The sequence below is a fragment of the Streptomyces sp. NPDC037203 genome (assembly GCF_055605065.1).
This window is the reverse complement of the sequence record NZ_JBVJUC010000009.1, coordinates 106,837-120,051: the sequence shown is the minus strand read 5'-3', so window position 1 is coordinate 120,051 and position 13,215 is coordinate 106,837. Positions and strand designations below refer to the sequence as shown.

The 13,215-nt window shown below is 72.6% G+C and carries 9 protein-coding genes; 4 read left to right on the top strand and 5 right to left on the bottom strand.

Features of this window, described 5'->3' with window-relative positions:
• Positions 1-100: 100 nt before the first annotated feature.
• Positions 101-1,498, bottom strand: coding sequence for a C4-dicarboxylate transporter DctA (gene dctA / locus ACZ7EC_RS23850; protein ID WP_471065480.1), 1,398 nt, complete (start codon positions 1,496-1,498; stop codon positions 101-103).
• Positions 1,495-2,613 (bottom strand): PrpF domain-containing protein, encoded by a 1,119-nt coding sequence (locus ACZ7EC_RS23845; RefSeq protein ID WP_471065478.1) that lies wholly within the window; start codon positions 2,611-2,613, stop codon positions 1,495-1,497. The genes dctA and ACZ7EC_RS23845 overlap by 4 nt, the downstream gene beginning before the upstream one ends.
• Positions 2,614-2,758: 145 nt before the next feature.
• Here ACZ7EC_RS23845 and ACZ7EC_RS23840 point away from each other — a divergent pair, with 145 nt between their 5' ends.
• From ACZ7EC_RS23840 to ACZ7EC_RS23825, 4 genes are all read left to right on the top strand, one after another.
• A complete protein-coding gene (locus ACZ7EC_RS23840) occupies positions 2,759-3,664 on the top strand; it encodes a LysR family transcriptional regulator (protein ID WP_471065476.1) in 906 nt (301 codons plus the stop codon).
• A 160-nt stretch (positions 3,665-3,824) separates the two neighbouring features.
• Positions 3,825-3,920, top strand: a complete 96-nt coding sequence (locus tag ACZ7EC_RS23835) for a putative leader peptide (RefSeq protein WP_471065475.1) — start codon at positions 3,825-3,827, stop codon at positions 3,918-3,920.
• A gap of 221 nt (positions 3,921-4,141) precedes the next feature.
• Positions 4,142-5,575 (top strand): sulfatase family protein, encoded by a 1,434-nt coding sequence (locus ACZ7EC_RS23830; RefSeq protein WP_471065474.1) that lies wholly within the window; start codon positions 4,142-4,144, stop codon positions 5,573-5,575.
• Positions 5,576-5,768: 193 nt separating this feature from the next.
• Entirely contained in the window at positions 5,769-7,625 is a 1,857-nt protein-coding gene (locus ACZ7EC_RS23825) for an FUSC family protein (RefSeq protein ID WP_471065472.1), read from the top strand.
• Between the two features lie 131 nt (positions 7,626-7,756).
• Here the strand turns inward: ACZ7EC_RS23825 and ACZ7EC_RS23820 are convergent, their stop codons facing one another.
• From ACZ7EC_RS23820 to ACZ7EC_RS23810, 3 genes are all read right to left on the bottom strand, one after another.
• Positions 7,757-11,026, bottom strand: coding sequence for a GH92 family glycosyl hydrolase (locus ACZ7EC_RS23820; protein ID WP_471065471.1), 3,270 nt, complete (start codon positions 11,024-11,026; stop codon positions 7,757-7,759).
• Positions 11,027-11,751: 725 nt separating this feature from the next.
• Positions 11,752-12,003, bottom strand: a complete 252-nt coding sequence (locus ACZ7EC_RS23815) for a hypothetical protein (protein WP_471065469.1) — start codon at positions 12,001-12,003, stop codon at positions 11,752-11,754.
• 550 nt (positions 12,004-12,553) lie between these two features.
• Complete coding sequence (locus ACZ7EC_RS23810) at positions 12,554-13,195, bottom strand: carbonic anhydrase (RefSeq protein ID WP_471065467.1); 642 nt, start codon at positions 13,193-13,195, stop codon at positions 12,554-12,556.
• Positions 13,196-13,215 lie beyond the last annotated feature (20 nt).

The following is a 13,215-nucleotide window of genomic DNA, read 5'->3' as shown; positions in this document are numbered from 1 at the left end:
TGGGAGAAGAGGTGGGGGGCAAGCACCTTCTCTGGTTGGGGGGGGGGGGGGGCGGGACCCCCTACCGCGTCCCCCCCGGCCCCCCCCCGCCCATGCGGTGTCAGCGTGCGACGGGAACGGGGGCGTGGGTTGCGGCGGGTGCCTCCTGCGGGACGGGCTCAGCCGGCACGGCGGCAGGAGCGGGGCCGGGGGCGTAGGGCATCTCGCCGCGCAGGACGGACCTGGCGCGGTCCTCGTCGAGCTCGCTTTCCCAGCGGGCGACGGCCAGGGTGGCGACGCCGTTGCCGACCAGGCTGGTCAGGGCGCGGGCTTCGGACATGAACCGGTCGACACCGAAGATCAGCGCGAGGGCGCCGACCGGGACGTGCGGGACTGTGCCGAGCGTGGCGGCCAAGGCGACGAAGCCGGAGCCGGTGACACCCGCGGCGCCCTTGGAGGTGAGCAGCATGACGACGAGCATGGCCAGCTGCTGGGTGAGGCTGAGATCGATGCCGAGGGCCTGGGCGAGGAAGACCGAGCCCATGGTCAGGTAGATGGCGGTGCCGTCGAGGTTGAAGGAGTATCCGGCGGGCAGCGTGATGCCGACGACCGGTTTCGAGGCGCCCATGTGCTGGAGCTTGGCCATCATGCGCGGCAGGACGGGCTCGGTGGACGAGGTGCCGAGGACGATCAGCAGCTCCTCCTTGATGTAACGCAGGAAGGGCAGCAGCCGCAGTCCGTTCAGGCGCATCACGGTCCCGAGGACGACCAGGACGAAGAGGAGGGAGGTCAGCCAGAACGAGCCGACCAGCAGGGCCAGGTGACGCAGGGTACCCAGGCCGTAGTGGCCGATGGTGAAGGCCATCGAGCCGAACGCGCCGACGGGGGCGAGCCGCATGATCCAGCGGATGAGCGTGAACAGGACCGTGGAGAACTTCTCGATGCCACGGGCGATGCTCGCACCGGCCTCCCCGCTGGCGTGCAGGCCGAAGCCGATGAGCACCGACACCAGCAGCACCGGCAGGATCTCGTTGCCGGTCAGGGCGCTGACCAGGGTGGCGGGGACGATGGCCAGCAGGAAAGCGGCGAAACCCTCGTGGGCCGTGGCCGCCTCCGGCGGCAGGCCCTTGCCGGACAGGGCCGAAGCGTCGACGTGCAGACCGCTGCCCGGCTGGACGACGTTGACGACGATCAGGCCGACCACCATGGCCACGGTGGTCAGCACCTCGAAGTAGACCAGAGCCTTCAGGCTCACCCGGCCGACCGCGCGGGCGTTGCCCATGGAGGCGATGCCGTGGACGACCGTGCAAAAGATGACCGGCGCGACGAACATCTTCACCAGTGCGATGAAGCCGTCGCCGAGCGGCTTCAGGTCGGCGCCGAAGGACGGCCACAGCCCGCCCACGGCGGCGCCGAGGAGGACGGCGATCAGGCACTGGACGTAGAGATGGGACAGCATCCGCCGGATGCGGCCCGGTGGTGGGGTGACGGTACCCGGAACGGCGTCGTTGCGGCTCATGCGGGGCGTCCTTCCAGGACGGGGACGAGGAGTTCGGCTCGGGCGATACGCCGGGCGGCGCGGTGCAGCAGCACCGTGGGGGACGCGCCGTCCGGTGCGGGAACGGCTCGGGTGGTGACCACGCCGGCGGGGGTGCCCAGGCGCAGCGTGCCGTCGGCGGTCTGCCGGGCGACGCGGTGGGCGAGGGTGCCAGGGGTGGCGGCGGCCGTGGCCAGGGCCACGGCGGAGGTCAGGCCGATCGCCGGGTGCGGGGCGTGCATGGAGACCATGCGCACGGCCAGGTCGTACTCGTCCTGGTCGACGAGGTTCCCCTGCGCGGTGCGATAGCGCGCAGGCCGGGCGACGATGCCCACCTTCGGCACCGCGTGACTGACCGGATCGTCCTCGCGGGCCAGGCCCATGGCCAGCGCCGCCTGGCGGCGCAGCAGCGTCAGCGCGGGGACCGCGGCGGCGAACGCGGTGAGGGACTCCGTGCCTTCAAGGCCGAACGCCTTGGCCTCGAACAGCGCGGCGGGCGCGCCGGCGTCCACCAGGGACGCCTCGACGGGACCGTCCGGGCCGGTCAGCTCGTCCAGTGCCCGGCCGGTCGGCAGTGCCCGGCCGGTCGTCGAGCCCGCCGGATCCTGGAACCCGAGCAGGACCGGCACGCCCGGCGCCGAGGTGCCCGGCACCCTGGCCGTGCCCTCCTCCGGGGCCACGCCCGCGGGGGTGGGGATCGTGCCGGTGAGGCGGGCCCCGGTGTTGACGTTGAGCATGCGGACCGTGGTGGTGCCCGAGGTGATCGGCACGAGATCGTGGTGGACGGCGTACAGGGCCACGGCGGTGGCGCAGTTGCCGCAGTTGCTGGCCCACTCCACGCGCTCGTCGCCGATCCCGACCTGTGCGAAGGCGTACTCGACATCCACACCCGGCCGGGTCGACGCCTGTACGACGGCGGCCTTGGAGGTGGTGGAGGAGGCGCCGCCGACGCCGTCGATCTGGCGGGGGTCGGCGGCGTTGAAGGCGGCGAGCAGGAGGGCGTCGGCGTCCACGCCCGTGGCGGCCACGTCGTGGTGGCCGAAGATCCAGCATTTGCTGGTTCCTCCGCGGATCATCTCGCCCTGCAGACGCAGCACAACCGACTCCTCACAGCCAGGGAAGGGGGGTCCACCGACGGTCTCGCCGTGCGTGGTGTCCTCCACGGTGGGTTACGGCTGCGTGAAGTACAATCTCGGAAATCTGCATGGCTATTAAGCTGGAGTGAACGGTGGAGGTAGCGGCATGCTCGACGTCCGGCGCATCCTGCTGTTCACGGAGGTCGCCCGGCGCGGCTCGGTGACCGCGACAGCTCGTGCCCTCAACTACACACCGTCAGCGGTATCGCAGCAGATCAGCCGGCTGGAAACGGAGGCGGGCCAGCCGCTGCTCGAACGCCACGCGCGGGGCGTCACCCTCACCGACGCCGGCCGGGCACTGGCCGCGCGGGGGCACCGGATCGAACGCGAACTGGAGGCCGCGCAGAACGAACTCGCCGACTACGCCGGCCTGCGGGCGGGCACCCTGCGCATCGGCACGTTCCCCACGGTCGGCGCCTCGCTCCTCCCGCAGGCCGTGATCGCTTTCCGTGACGCCCACCCCGACGTACGGCTGACCGTCCGCAGCGCCCGCATCGCCGGGCTGTGGACCATGCTGGAGAACCGGGAGATCGAGCTGTCGCTGATGTGGGACTACGACTGGAGCCGGATCGACCGGGAGGACATCGTCGTCACCCCGCTCCTCGACGACCCGCCGGCCCTTCTCGTCAGCGACCGCCATCCACTCGCCGACGGCGGCACCGCCTCACTCGCCGACTTCGCCCACGACCCCTGGATCACGCGCGCCGAACATCATCCGGTGGCCGAAGCCCTCGTCCGCGGCTGCCGCGCCGTCGGTTTCGAGCCCCACATCGTCTACGAGGCCCACGACTACCAGGAAGCCCAGGCCATGGTCGCCGCGGGCATCGGCGTCGCCCTGGCGCCCACCCTGGCCCTGGAGGGCATCCGACCCGGTGTCAGCGTCCTGCCCCTCCAACCGCCGGCCCCCATCCGCCGCATCCTCCTGGTGCGCATGGCCGACCACGCTCCCACCCCCGCCGCCCTGACCTTCGCCGGACTCCTCCGCGACACCGCCACGACTCGGGCCCTGTGACACGGAGTCACACCGCCTGCCACCGCGCAGGCGAGGTCGCAACGCGCTTGGCGCGGACGGGGGTTCGCGGATCACGAGCGGATCGCGCTCTCCGGCCGGACATCCCACTGCGCGGACGCCGCTTGACGCGGCGCTTCCCTCGCTGGCAGCCTCCCTGGCCATGAGACTGCCGGCCGATCGTCGACGTGCGCACGCCACGCTCGTGGTGCGGCGGCACGTCGACCTGTGCCGGCAGTCCAGCGCCCTCTGTCGCTGAGCCCGCAGAGCTTTTCGCCCCCCTGGGAACCGCTGATCACCAGCCTCCGGACAACCCCTGGTGATCCGGGACTTCCGTGCACGGGGGCTGTCTCGCACACCCCTTCCGTATCCCCTCGCCCACACACGGCCCGTGCACGACGGCGCTGTGAGGTGTGCGCGGTGGTGTGCCGCCCGCTGATCCGCGTCCCGTCACGAGGGCCGCCCGAACAAGGATGCCTCATGCCCGACATATCACGTGTTTCCCGTCGCGCCTTCGGTGGTCTGGTGGGCGGCGGTGCGCTCACCGCCGTCGCCGGACCCGCCGCCGCGGCGTCGTCCGCCGCGGCGTCGTCCGCCGCGGCGCAGGAAGCGGCCGAGCGACCCTTCCGGGCCAGGAGCGGGTACCGGCCCGGACGGCGGCCCAACTTCCTGTTCATCCTCGGCGACGACATGGGCTGGGCCGATCTCTCCTGCTACGGCGCCCCGCACATCCGCACCCCGAACCTCGACCGGCTGGCCCGCCAAGGCGTGCGCTTCACCGACGCCTACTCCGGCTCGGCGACCTGCTCCCCCACCCGGTTCAGCCTCTACACCGGCCGCTATCCCGGCCGCACCAAGGGCGGGCTGGCCGAGCCCATCGGCAGCAGAACGCAGGGTCTCGACCCGCACCACCCCACCATCGCCTCGCTGTTGAAGCGGGCCGGATACGCGACCGCGCTGATCGGCAAGTGGCACTGCGGCTGGCTTCCGGACTACAGCCCCACCAAGTCCGGTTGGGACGAGTTCTTCGGCAACTTCGGCGGCGCGCTGGAGTACTTCTCGAAACTCGGCCAGCTCGGCGACTACGACCTGTACGAAGGGGATGCCACCTACAAGGACCTGCGCTACTACACCACCGTCCTGACCGAGCGGGCGGTGGACTACGTGGGCCGCCGGCACGACCGACCCTGGCTGCTGAACCTCAACTTCACCACCCCGCACTGGCCGTGGCTGACCGAGGACGACGAGGAGACGGCCGCGGGGATCGCCGCGAAGATCCGCGCGGGGGACGTCCTCGGCGCCCTCCAGCACACCGACGGCGGCTCGGTGGAGAAGTACAGGGACATGGTGGAGAACCTGGACGCGTCGATCGGCGAGGTGCTCGCCGCGCTACGCCGCTCCGGGCAGGAGGAGAACACCGTCGTCGTCTTCGCCAGCGACAACGGCGGCGAGCGCTTCTCGTACCAGTGGCCGCTCAGCGGCGGCAAGTCCGAACTGCTGGAGGGCGGCATCCGGGTGCCCACCGTGCTGCGCTGGCCGGCCGCCGTGGACGGTCACCAGGTCAGTCACGAACCCGTCTACTCCCCCGACTGGACCGCCACCCTGCTGGAACTGGGCGGAGCCCGGCCGGACCCGGAGTACCCGCTGGACGGGCACAGCCTCGCCGGATATCTGCTGCGCGGGGAGGACGTCCCGCAACGGGACCTGTTCTGGCGGGTGCGCGGCAACCGCGCGCTGCGGCGCGGCGGCTGGAAGTACTACCAGGACGCCCAGGGCAGGGACCACTTGTACGACCTCGCCGCGGACGCCCGCGAGCAGGCCGACCTCGCCGCCGACCGGCCCGCGCTGCTGGCCGAACTCAAGTCGGCCTGGGAGCGGATCGACGGCGGACTCCTGCCGTACCCGGCGGCCTGACCGGGCGGCCGGGAGACGGAACGCGACGCGGCGCGCCGGGCTTCCGCATGCCCGCCGCGGCCACCTTTCACCTTCCTGAAACGTGATCGCCGTGTTCGCACCGAGAACGCCTTCTACCGTGGAAGCGCAGCACGCCCGGCCACTGTCGTCCGCAGGCAGCGCAGAACCCGCCCGCGTACGACAGGAGGCCCCCGTGTCCCGGCCCGCCGCACCCCTCTGGCTCGCTCACGCCCTGCGCGCCCAGCGCGGTCCCGTGCCCTGGAGCGCGGTGGCCCGAGGCGCACTCGCCGCCGGGCCGCTGCTGCTCGCCGGCGTCGGTACGGGACACACCGCCCCCGGTGTCCTCGCCGCCATCGCCGCGATGCTCGCCGGCATCAACGACCGGCCCGGCAGCCGCCGGACCTCGGTCGAGCGGCTCGGGGTGCCCGCGCTCGCGGGAGCGCTCGGGCTGCTCGCGGGGACGTACGCGGGGCGGGAACTGGCCGCCGTGCCGCTGACCCTGGTGCTCACCCTGCTCGGGCTGGTCGCCGGGAGCATCAGCGCGGTCGGGGCCGTCGCGTCCGCCGCGGGAACGCAACTGCTCGTCGGCGCCGCGCTCGGCGCCGGGATGCCGGCCGCCGAGAGCGGCTGGCAACGGGCGCTCGCCTTCCTCGCCGGGGCCGGCTGGCTGCTCGTGCTGCGGCTCGCTCTGCCCACGCCCGGTTCGTTCGCCGGGGACTTCCGGTTCGACGGGGAGAGGAAGGCGGTGGCCGGGGTGTACGACGCCGTCGCCGCGCTCCTCGACGCCGTCGGCGGTGAACGGGCCACCGCGCGGCGGGCCGCGCTCACCGCCGCCCTCGACCATGCCCAGGACGCCCTCGCCGGACCCCGGCTGCGCCGGTACGCAAGCTCGGCCACCGAGCGCCGGCTGCACGCGCAGTTCGCGGCCGCGCTACCCCTCGCCGAGGCCGCCACCGCCCTGTTCTGGTCGGGGGAGCCGGTCTCCGCGCGGGCCTCGGAAGGGCCCCGGCGGCTCGCCGCCGCCGTCCGCGGCAACACCGGCCCCGGCCCGCTGCCCGCCCCCCACCGGTCGGACGCCGCCCTGCGCGCCCTCGACGAGGCCCTGCTGCGTGCGGCCGATGCCTTCGACCGTGGTGAGGGCGCCGACCGGGGGCTGGTGGGGCGCCGGCCAAGTGCCCGGAAGGCACTGCGCGCGGTGATCGGCAGCGGGGGCCGCGAGTACGGGTGGCGGGTCTGCGTCTGCTTCGGGGCCGCCACCGCCATCGCCCAGGCGCTGCACCACACCCCGTGGCCCGGCCGGCACTGGTACTGGCTGCCCGCCACCGCCGCCTTCCTGGTCAAGCCCGACCTCGGGCCGCTGGCTTCCCGAGTGCTGTGCCGGGCCACCGGGACCGTGCTGGGCGCCCTGGCGTTCGCAGGGCTGGCGGCGCTGCTGCCCCGGCCCGCCGGGCTGATCGCCCTGGTCGCGGTGTGCGGGGCGCTCCTTCCCGTCGCCACCCGGCACTTCGCCGCGCAAACCGCCGTCGTCACCGTCCTCGTCCTCGCCCTGGTCATGACCGGCGGCGAGCCGGGGGCCTGCGTCAGCCGGATCAGCGAGACCCTGCTGGCCTGCGCGCTCGTGCTCATCACCGGGCATCTGCCGGTGCCGGGGAAGCGCGGCGGCAGGGTACGGGCACGGCTCGCGGCGGCCGGGAGCGCCGCGCATGCCTACCTGGTGCACGTCCTCGGCGGAGACGACGACCGCGCCGAACGGTGGGCGCTGCGCCGGGAGGCTTACCGCACCCTCGCCGAGGCCCGCGCCACCATCGCCCTCGCCGCCGCCGAACTGCCCGCCCTCGCCCGGCACACGGCGGGCACGGACGCCGTCGCGGATGTCCTGGAGCGACTTGTCGACACCACCACGGCATGTGCCGTCCACCTCGACGACACGGGCCTGCTCACACCCCGGCATGTCGGACAACTGCGGTACGCCCTGGACGAGCTGGGGTTCCAGGAGGGCGAGGTGCGGTTGCCGGCCGCCGGCGCGGTGGGCGTGCCTGCGAGCGGGTGACCGAGGCGGCCGTCCGCCATGGCCTTCGTCGGCGGCGGCGCACGCACACCGCGGCGGCAAGCGCCGGGTGGGCCGGCCCCCGCGGCTCGTGCCGCCGGGGCCGGCCCACCGCCGTCAGCGCCCTCCGGGCCTCACCGGCCGAAGCCGTAGGCGAACAGGTGGTCGCTGCCCGACGAACCCGTCACCGGCAGGGTGATCGAGGCCACCTGCTTGGCCGCGTCGAGCGGGACCTTCGTGGCGAAGACATAGGTCTTCACGCCGTCCCGGCCGCCGCTGCCGGTGTTGCGGTATCCGGTCGTGACGGCCGTGGTGTCGCCCGTCATCGGCTTCGTGGAACCGGCGTTGAGCGTCCAGTCCGAGAATCCGACCACCGCCTTGGCGGTGGTGCCGTCGGTGTAGGTGACGGTCAGCGTGCCCGAGACGCCGCTGCCGTCGGTCGGCGCGTTGGTCGCCGTGCCCAGCAGGCCCAGTGACGCTCCCGACGTCCCGGCCGGCATCGGGATGGTCTGGCCGGCCATCTCCAGGTTGTCCAGCTGTCCGGACGCCACCGCCGGCCAGGTGTAGGAGACGCCGTCGACCGTGAGGGCGGAACCGCTCGTGGCGCCGGCCGCCGACAGCGCGTTCTGGGAGAACGCCCAGCCGCCGTTGTCGAAGCCGCCCGTGAAGGTCGTGCCGTCGGGGTAGATGCCCTCGTTGGTGTCGTACGGCCACAGTTCCCCGGCCTTGGCCACGGCGACCCGGAGGGCCGCGCCGTCCAGTGCCGCACCGGTGTCGTGGTCGGTCAGCGTGAAGGCGACGGGGAACGTCCCCTCGCTCGTGCCCGCCGTGACATGGACCTTCGCCTCGGCGCTGCCCGAGGCGGGCACCTTCAGCGAGCCGGACGCCGACTCGAGCGTGACACCCGAGGGCGCCGTCGCCTTCCAGTCGACGGTGACGTCCTTGCCGCCGAGGTTGGTGAGGCCGAGCGTGCCGTCACCGGAGGCGCCCGGCTGGAGCACCAGGCCGTCGCCGGCCGGACCGGACGCGGCCGCCAGGACGCGGTCCCCGCCCGTGGTGTCCGACGGCGGCACCGCCGACGGGGCGGAGGCCCAGGACTTGTCCGGCTGGGTGCCGAGAGTGAAGTCCAGGGCGCCCGCGCCCTTGAACTGCCCGTACGTCAGCCAGGGGGCGTTCCACTCCTTGCCCTTGACGTCGAGGGACTGCACGTACGGCGCGTCGGGCGCCGCCTGCGGCGCGTTGATCCGCACCGTCCTGCCGCCGGCGAGCGTCACCTGCGCCACCGGGAAGGCCGGGCTGCCGAGCACGAGGGTGTCCGTGCCCGGCGTCTCCGGGTACATGCCCAGCTCGGACCAGACGTACCAGGAGCTCATCGCGCCGAGGTCGTCGTTGCCGAACGAGCCGACCGGGGCGTTGAAGTACAGGTCCCGCTGGGCGGCGCGGACGGCCTCCTGGGTCTTCCACGGCTGACCCGTGTAGTCGTACTCCCAGGGGATCTCCACACTGGGCTCGTTGCTCAGGTTGGCGTCGGTGTCGCCGGGGTCGGTGATGTCGTCGAGCAGGCTGTCCAGGTAGGACGAGTACGCCTGATCACCGCCGCGCGCCTGGATGAGCTGCTTCAGGTTGAACGGGACCATCGGCGTGTACTGGGCCGAGGTGCCCTCGACGAAGCCGTTGGAGGTGCCCGGAGTGAACCCGGCGGCGAACCGGCCGTCCCCGTCCTTGGCCTGCATGTACCCGGTCTGCGGGTTGAAGACGTTCATCCAGTCCTGGGCGCGGGTGGCGAACTTCTGGTAAACGGCCTTGTCACCGAGCGACTTGGCGAAGGCGGCGAGGGCGTAGTCGGCGGAGTCGTACTCCAGCTGGGTGGAGACGGGGCCGTAGAAGTTGCAGCACCCGTAGTCCTTCTCGTCCAGCGGGAGGTAGCCCTTGGCGTCCCGCACCGACTCGCCGGGGCGGTCGTTGTTCGGGGCGGTGGCCTCGTGCCGGAGGGCCGCGAGGGCCTTGTCCGTGTCGAAGCTCCGGGCGCCGAAGGCGTACGCGTCGGCGATGATGCCGGCCGCCGGGTCGCCGACCATGACGTAGCTCTCGCCGTTGTTGGAGGCCCACTTGGGGAGCAGGCCCGTCTGGTCGTAACCGTTGAGCATCGAGGTGACGACGTCGCTGGTGACCTTGGGCTCGGCCATCGCCATCAGCTGGGTCTGGGAGCGGTAGGTGTCCCAGCCCGAGTAGTTGGCGTACTGGGCCCGCTGTCCCCTGGCCAGCTTGTGGACCTGGTTGTCCATGCCCATGTACTGGCCGTCGTCGTCCGAGAAGACGTTGGGGTGCAGCAGCGCGTGGTAAAGCGCCGTGTAGAACTGCACCTGCTGGTCCTTGGTGCCACCGCCGATCCGGATCCTGTCCAGCACCGCGTTCCAGGCGTCGTGGTTCGCCCGCTCCACCGCGTCGAGGTTCCAGTTCCCGATCTCGGTGGTGAGGTTGTCCGCCGCGCCCGCGTCACTGGTGTACGAGATGCCGACCTTCGCCTTCACCGTGCGGTTCGCGGAGGTGTCGAAGGTCAGGTACATCCCGTTCGCACCCGAGGTGGGCGGTTGGGTGGTCTTGCCCGTGGCCGACGGCGAAGGTGTGGCGCCGGTGCTCGGGGCCGGGGACGGCGTACCGGAGGGTGTACGAGCGCTGCCGTGCACGGTCGGGGAGGGAGCCGCGGGCACGGTGAAGTGCTGTTCCTTCAGCCGCTTCGACGGATGCGGCCGCGCGCTCTGCCTGACCTCGCCCGCCTTCAGCGAAGTGGCGTCCGGATTGATGGTGCCGCCGACCCAGGTACCGCTGCCGGTGAACGGCTGGTCGAACTTGATGTCGAAGTGCAGGGTGTACCGGTTCTTCGCGCCGCAGAAGTGGCCGCTGTCGACGGATCCCTTGATCTCCTTCTTGTTCACCACCTGGACGCGGGTCCCGTCCACCTGGGTGGCGCCACCGCTGAGCTTGAACAGCAGGTTCGCCTGACTGCCCGCCGGGAAGGTGAAGGAACCCAGGCCGGCTCGGGTGGTGTCGGTCAGCCTGGTGGTGACGCCGTTCGCGTCGGTGACCTCGTACGACCCGATGCCGGTCCGCTCGTCGGCGTGACTGAAGCCCACGGACGCGTTGCCGGGGTTGCCGGAGAGCGCACCGGTCACCGGAAGGACGGGCACGTCACCCGCGACACCGCAGCCGGGTCCTGAGACATGGGTGAGGCTGAAGCCCGAGATCTTCTTGTCGTCGTACTCGTAGCCGCCGCCCGAGGGCCGGTCGGGCGTCGTGTCCGGACCCCACTGCACCATGCCGGCCGGCATGTCGGGGCCGGGAAAGGTGTCCACCTCTCCGGAGGTGCCGATCAACGGGTTGACGAGGGACGCGGGATCTTTCACCAGGGCCGGCGGCGCGGCACTCGCGGCGTACGCGCCCCCGATCGCCGGAAGCGGGAATGCCGCGAGGCCCAGGACGGAGATCAGGGTCAGGCGTTGGCGGAATCTCTTTCGATCACGTGGCGCAGTTGAACGTCGGGGTCGGACCATCGGTTGCCTCCGCAGCGTTTCGTGCATCGCACAGGTGCTGATGTGCCGAAGGGCAGGGCGTCGGTGTAGGCCTCGGTGCCGGGCGTCTCGACCGGCGGCCTGACAACGTTGCCATACACAGGTGTCGAGTGAAACGCCTGGGCTCCCGGAGTGTCAACGAGGCCAACAGCACTTTCTGAAACCGAAGTTCGCGGTACGGGTGGCCGACGTGCTGGTGGAGCGGCCGGGGCCGGGGCCCACCGGACGCCTGACCGGCTGACGTCGACCTCGGTGAACTGGGGTTGTCCGGGACGGACTTGGGTCGAACCCTTGGTCCGCCGAACACACGGCCCCCTTGACCGGACCGGCCGGAATCCGGCGGGGAGCCTTGGGCACGTCGGATGGCGGACCTCGCTCCGTACCGCCCTGGGGCGCCACAACCCGCAACCCCTGAGGCTCGTAACGGCGTTCAGCACGGTGAGGCCGGAGAGGGAGAGGAAGTGCGGGACACCACCGAGGCCGCTCGGAGCACGCGGGGCGGTCAGAGGGCGGCCACGAGCGGCGGTCGTCGCCGGTCGGCGGTCAGGCCGCGCCGCGGATCAGCCTGCGGCGCTCGGACGCTGGGGCGGCAACCTGTTCGAGCAGTCCCGTCTCCATGCCTGACGGGCCGTCCGCCGGGTCCCGCCCATGCGGCGGGCGAGATCGGACACGGTCGCGCCGTCCTCGTCGAGCAGGGCGGACAGCGACGCCTGCGCCGTCCTCCCCGGCCGCTCCCCCGCCGCCTCCATGCTCGCGAAGAGAGCATCCGCGAACCAGCGTCCGGCCCTCGTGCCCGCTGCGATCGGGGGCATCGGCGCACTGCGGGGCGTGAGTCAGGACGGCTCCGACTTGCACTTGCTGCTCGGCGTCGTCGTGCTGTCGGCGGCGTCGTGGCAGTGGCGGCGGTATGGCATCGAGCGGGCCGCCGTGCTCGCCGCTACCGGGCAGCCTCCCGGCCCTGTCCGCGGCCGGCTCGCCCATGGCACGGGACGCGCGCTGCCCGCTGACCGCGGCGCTCGCTGCGCTGCGCCGCGCCTTCCGCACGGGCGTCCGGCTGGGCGCGGTGGCCTCGGCCCTGGTGTGGGAGGGGCGTCCGCTCCCCGGCACGTCGCGGACGTACCGCTGCGGATGGCGGCGCGACTGCTGCCTCGGCTGGGCGGTCCGGCCGAGGGCGGCGAGGGGGAGTCGTGGGGACACCGGAAGTCGACCGTGGGCTGCGGGCCCACTGATCCGTCCAGGTGGCTGCGGTGGCGGATGTCGCCCTCGGTGTCCGGCTGCCGGGCGGCGGTGTCGAGGGGCCGCGCCGGTGTGCCGCGCTGACGGCGGACACGCAGGCGGCTTCGGCGGGGACCGGACGAGGGCTCACCCTGCGAGGACGGTGATCCCGCTCAGGCCGTGCGAGGAGACCAGGTGGGCGCTGCCGTCGGCCAGCCGGTAGGACAGGCCCGCCACGCCGACGCGGCCGGCGGCCACCCGCTCGGCCAGGACGCGGGAGCGGTCCAGCAACAGGCCGACGGTGTGCCGGATGTGCTCGTGGAGGAAGTCCTCCTCCTGGTTCCGTCCGGCGGCGCGGGCCGCCAGGACGCTGGGGGTCACCCGCTCGACGACGTCACGGACGAAGCCGGCGGGCGCCCTGCCGCCGTCGGCCGCGGCGCGGGCGGCCGCGATGGCCCCGCAGGAGTCGTGGCCGAGGACCACGACCAGCGGGCAGTCCAGGACGCTCACCCCGTACTCGATGCTGCCCAGCACCTCCGCACCGACGACATGCCCGGCGGTGCGGACCACGAACAGGTCGCCCAGGCCCTGGTCGAAGATGATCTCGGCGGCCAGCCGTGAGTCCGAGCACCCGAACACGACCGCGAAGGGGCTCTGGGCCGGTGCCGTCTCCGCGCGGCGCGCGGCGTCCTGGTTGGGGTGCTCGGGCAAGCCGGTGACGAACCGATGGTTGCCGGACATCAGCATCTCGAAGGCGTCGTCGGGACTCCGCGTCAGTGCATCGGTCATGGTCGCAGGCTACGGCCGGT

Bases quoted from the DNA above. Each gene is read 5' to 3' on its own strand.
- ACZ7EC_RS23810 (WP_471065467.1), bottom strand. From the start codon at position 13,195: ATGACCGATGCACTGACGCGGAGTCCCGACGACGCCTTCGAGATGCTG.
- ACZ7EC_RS23840 (WP_471065476.1), top strand. From the start codon at position 2,759: ATGCTCGACGTCCGGCGCATCCTGCTGTTCACGGAGGTCGCCCGGCGC.
- dctA (WP_471065480.1), bottom strand. From the start codon at position 1,498: ATGAGCCGCAACGACGCCGTTCCGGGTACCGTCACCCCACCACCGGGC.
- ACZ7EC_RS23830 (WP_471065474.1), top strand. From the start codon at position 4,142: ATGCCCGACATATCACGTGTTTCCCGTCGCGCCTTCGGTGGTCTGGTG.
- ACZ7EC_RS23815 (WP_471065469.1), bottom strand. From the start codon at position 12,003: ATGCCCCCGATCGCAGCGGGCACGAGGGCCGGACGCTGGTTCGCGGAT.
- ACZ7EC_RS23835 (WP_471065475.1), top strand. From the start codon at position 3,825: ATGAGACTGCCGGCCGATCGTCGACGTGCGCACGCCACGCTCGTGGTG.